Raw genomic sequence first — 4944 nt, 5'->3', positions numbered from 1 at the left:
TCCGTACGTACGGTGGTGTGAGAGGTCGGGGGTTAGTCACCCCCTCCTACTCGATTGTCTATATTTAGTTTCCCAGTCGTTCGCATAATTTGATTTTGATAGTTCAAATAAATGGTCATACGGAGTGACGTCGATCTCTTTTTGCTTCAGTTTTTTCCTTAGGAATTTATGATCCCGTTTTGGTGTTGCCAAAATGTATCCTTCAATTAAGGTAGTCTGATCAATGTAATCCATATGTTTCTTTAATGAAATTTCCCCAATTTTGCTGGCTATTCTATGTCTGGCTACATCTCTGAACAATTCCGGAACCGGGGACACTAATTCTTCCAGCAACTCTTTTTCTTCATCTTTCCACATATGTCTGGTCTTTTCCATATAATATTCTTCCCAGTCCATGACGGATTTGCCGTCATCTTTAGGCAGTTTTTTCAAAAACTTACGAAACATAAAATAACCGCCGATTGCCATTAGACTAATAAGCAGAAATCCCCACAATACAATCAATATTGACATTTTTTCACCTGATTCTGATTTTAAGATTAAAAATATATCCATACAAATTATTTAATATTTTAATAATTAATTTATTTTTTCAAATATATGTAGTAAGATTACAAGTAATTAAAGGCATAAAAAAATTCCTTACATATATTATAATGTTAGCAAACAGGATAAACAAGTATCATATTCTTTTCGATAAAACCATACATATTATATAGAAAATAGATTTTGGAAGGGGAACAGGCTATGGAAATTAATAATAGTGGTGAAAAATCTCCAAAATGCGATATGAAATCTGATAGTCAACTAAATATAAAGAGTTTTGCGGAACTCCCCCTTGAATTTCTCAAATGGATTGAAAGAAATCAGGATGGTGTATTTATTTTGACGAACACGGATGGCGTATTGTTGTATGTATCCAAATCAATAGAAAATGTGCTTGGGTATAAGGCAGAGGATATGATAGGGTCGTATTGGCATGAAAAGTTACCGGAAAAAGATGTTAACTATGTTCGAAATGAAGTGCTTGAAAACTATAAAAGTGGGAAGAATGTGCAATTGAACGTTCTTAATAACGATGGAAGTTATAAGATGCTGGAATGTACGATTGATAAGTATATAGATAAGTCTAAGGATACTCCCTATATCCTCGTTTACTTGAAAGATGTGACATACAAGAAGGAAACGGAAGAAATGATGATTCGATCAGAAAAAATGAACATCGCTGGGCAGCTGGCTGCGGGGATAGCGCATGAGATTCGTAATCCGCTAACTTCATTAAAAGGCTTTCTGCAGCTTTTGCAGGCTGGTGTAAGTCATAAAGAAGAGTATTTTAATGTGATGATTGACGAAATTGATAAGATTGAATCAATAACTTCAGAACTGTTATTTATTTCCAAGCCTTTAACAGAAGACAGAAGCAACCATCGTGTAGACCAAATGATGGATGATGTGATAATCCTTTTAAAACCACAGGCAAAACTGAAAAATATTGATCTTGTTTTGAAGCAGCCTATTCAAGGAGAAATCTATTGTAATCGGTCACAGATAAAGCAGGTGCTGATAAATGTCGTTAAAAATGCTATCGAGGCAATGGACACAGCAGGTCAAATAACTTTATCTGCAGAAAATCACCAAGACCGTGTGGAAATATTTATATCGGATGAAGGAAACGGAATACCGGAGGACATCCTTCATAAGCTCGGTGAGCCATTCTTCACTACAAAATCCAATGGAACAGGGCTTGGCCTTCTAATTACGAAACAGATTCTTGATGCACATGAAGCTGATTTGATCATAACGACAAATGAAGAGAAAGGCAGCACTTTTCAGCTCATTTTCTATAATATAACTTCTTAGTTCATAATGATAACTTACTTTTAGTGCGATTGGCATTTTGTATAAGCAATAGTTATCAATTTACATAACTTTTTAATATATACCACTTAACGATAATCATTTGTTTTATCTCATAGATTCCTATATTATTAGAATTGAAGGTATAATTAATTCGTGTTGAATGGAAGCGTTTTGTGAAAAGCCAAAACCTTGTCGGAAATCCCCTTTCCTAGGGATAGGGCATTCTGACAAAAGAGAAGCAAATGAAAGGGGTAACAATATGAGTGACAGTAATTTGTACAATTCAAAAAAACAGTTTGATTTAAACGGAAACACATACAATTATTTCCGTTTAAAAAGTCTTGAAGAGGCTGGAGTTGGTAAAGTAGGGCGTTTGCCATTTTCAATCCGTGTTCTTCTGGAGTCTCTTTTACGTCAGCATGATGGCCGTCAAATTAAAGATGAACATGTAGAAGCATTGGCAAAATGGGGCACAAACAAAGGAAGAGCTTTAGATGTTCCGTTTAAACCGTCTCGAGTAATTTTACAGGATTTCACAGGAGTACCGGCTGTAGTTGACCTTGCATCTTTAAGAAAAGCAATGGTTGATTTAGGTGGAGAACCGAACAGAATTAATCCTGAAGTTCCAGTCGACCTTGTAATTGACCATTCCGTGCAGGTAGACCAATACGGAACAGCCAACGCGCTTAAAGCGAATATGGATTTGGAATTTGAACGTAATGCAGAGCGTTATGAGTTTCTAAACTGGGCACAAAAAGCATTTGATAATTATCGTGCTGTTCCACCTGCAACAGGTATCGTGCACCAGGTAAACCTCGAATATATTGCAAATGTTGTTCACGGGATTAAAAATGAATCCGGTGAGTATGATGCTTTTCCGGATACATTGGTAGGGACTGACTCCCATACAACAATGATCAACGGATTAGGCGTACTTGGCTGGGGTGTTGGAGGTATCGAAGCTGAAGCAGGCATGCTTGGTCAACCATCCTATTTCCCTGCACCTGATGTAATCGGTGTTAAGTTTACAGGAAGCTTCCCTAATGGAACCACTGCTACAGATCTGGCGCTAAAAGTAACACAAGTATTACGTGAGCAAAATGTCGTTGGAAAATTTGTAGAATACTTTGGTCCTGGACTGAAAGATATGCCACTTGCCGATCGTGCTACTATCTCCAACATGGCTCCAGAATACGGTGCAACTTGTGGATTCTTCCCTGTTGATGAAGAGTCACTAAACTATCTTCGTCTGACAGGACGCAGTGAGGAACAAATTGATTTAGTTGAAACATATTGTAAGGAAAACGATCTATGGTATTCCTCAGATGAAAAGGATCCGGATTACACGAAAGTAATTGAAATTGACCTTTCCAAATTGGAACCGAATCTTTCGGGACCAAAACGTCCACAGGATCTTGTTCCATTATCAAAAATGAAAAAGGAATTCAATAAAGCCATTACAGCTCCTGAGGGAAATCAAGGATTTGGAATGGAGAAATCTGAATTTGATAAACAAGTTATCGTTCAGCATCCTGATGGAAACACTTCTACAATGAAAACCGGGGCACTTGCTATTGCAGCCATTACTTCCTGTACAAATACCTCCAACCCATATGTTATGCTTGGAGCAGGTTTGGTAGCTAAGAAAGCTGTAGAAAAAGGTTTGAAAGTACCGGATTATGTTAAGACTTCATTGGCGCCGGGTTCCAAAGTAGTTACCCGTTATCTGGAAGATGCCGGTTTACAAACATATCTGGACAAATTAGGATTTAACCTTGTTGGTTATGGATGTACTACATGTATCGGAAACTCCGGTCCATTACGTGAAGAAATTGAAAAAGCAATCGTGGACAGCGATCTAATCGCTTCATCTGTTTTATCCGGTAACCGTAACTTCGAAGGCCGAATCCATCCTTTAGTAAAAGCTAACTACCTTGCATCGCCTCCGCTCGTTGTCGCTTATGCATTGGCAGGTACTGTCGACATTGATCTGACAAAAGAACCGCTTGGAACTGATGCAGATGGCAATGCCGTGTATATGAATGATATTTGGCCAACAATGGAAGAGATTAAACAGGAAGTTCATCAAGTAGTAACACCTGAAATCTTCCGTAAAGAATATGAAAATGTATTTGATTCCAATCAAAAATGGAATGAAATAGATACAACGGATGAGCCATTATTTGAGTGGGATGATGAGTCAACGTACATCCAGAATCCTCCATTCTTTGAAGGGTTGGAACCAGAGGCAGGAACGGTTGAACCATTAAATAACCTGCGCGCAATCGGATTGTTTGGAGATTCGGTCACGACAGACCATATTTCACCAGCAGGGGCTATCGCAAAAGATATGCCTGCAGGAAAACACCTGCAGGAAAAAGGAGTTTCACCAAGAAACTTTAACTCTTATGGTTCCCGTCGTGGTAACCATGAAATTATGATGCGTGGTACATTTGCGAATATCCGTATCCGTAACCTGCTTGCACCTGGTACGGAGGGTGGTTATACAACTTACTGGCCTACCGGCGAAATTATGCCAATCTATGATGCAGCCATGAAATACCAGGAAGAAGGAACTGGTCTTGTGGTTATGGGCGGCAAGGATTATGGAATGGGGTCTTCCCGTGACTGGGCTGCCAAAGGTACGAACCTGTTAGGAATCAAAACAGTCATTGCTGAGAGCTTTGAGCGTATTCACCGTTCAAATCTTGTAATGATGGGTGTTCTTCCATTACAATTTGAAAAAGGTCAAAGCGCTAAAAAACTTGGTCTGACTGGTAAGGAAACATTCAATATTGAAGTAGATGAAACAGTCAAACCGCAAGACGTCGTAAAAGTTACTGCCACAGATGAAAAGGGGAAAACAACAGAATTCAATGCTGTTGCCCGTTTTGACAGTGAAGTAGAAGTTGACTACTACCGTCATGGTGGTATTCTGCGTATGGTATTGCGTGATAAACTGAAAGCATAACCTGTGTATAAAAAATACTCCGGCCTAACGATGCCGGGGTATTTTTTCATTTAAAAATAAGAAAGCATTCCTGTAACAAAGCAAAATGAGGATTGAATAAAAAAAGTCCCCTT

Annotated in this window: 3 protein-coding genes; 2 read left to right on the top strand and 1 reads right to left on the bottom strand. The window is 38.6% G+C overall.

Annotated elements, in window-relative coordinates:
• Nucleotides 1-36: 36 nt before the first annotated feature.
• Nucleotides 37-513 (bottom strand): DUF2621 family protein, encoded by a 477-nt coding sequence (locus A4245_RS19290; RefSeq protein ID WP_067730954.1) that lies wholly within the window; start codon nucleotides 511-513, stop codon nucleotides 37-39.
• A gap of 234 nt (nucleotides 514-747) precedes the next feature.
• Here A4245_RS19290 and A4245_RS19285 point away from each other — a divergent pair, with 234 nt between their 5' ends.
• Nucleotides 748-1860, top strand: a complete 1113-nt coding sequence (locus tag A4245_RS19285; RefSeq protein WP_067730952.1) for an ATP-binding protein — start codon at nucleotides 748-750, stop codon at nucleotides 1858-1860.
• Nucleotides 1861-2119: 259 nt separating this feature from the next.
• Nucleotides 2120-4831 (top strand): aconitate hydratase AcnA, encoded by a 2712-nt coding sequence (gene acnA / locus A4245_RS19280; protein ID WP_067730950.1) that lies wholly within the window; start codon nucleotides 2120-2122, stop codon nucleotides 4829-4831.
• Nucleotides 4832-4944: the final 113 nt, after the last annotated feature.

Source organism: Oceanobacillus damuensis, from assembly GCF_001618145.1.
GTDB classification, from domain to species: Bacteria; Bacillota; Bacilli; order Bacillales; family Amphibacillaceae; genus Oceanobacillus; species Oceanobacillus damuensis.
The sequence above is the reverse complement of the archived record's forward strand: the minus strand, read 5'-3'. Positions and strand labels throughout refer to the sequence as shown.

Excerpts from the sequence above, each read along its gene's own strand:
- A4245_RS19290 (WP_067730954.1), bottom strand. The coding sequence starts at position 513 with ATGTCAATATTGATTGTATTGTGGGGATTTCTGCTTATTAGTCTAATG.
- A4245_RS19285 (WP_067730952.1), top strand. The coding sequence starts at position 748 with ATGGAAATTAATAATAGTGGTGAAAAATCTCCAAAATGCGATATGAAA.
- acnA (WP_067730950.1), top strand. The coding sequence starts at position 2,120 with ATGAGTGACAGTAATTTGTACAATTCAAAAAAACAGTTTGATTTAAAC.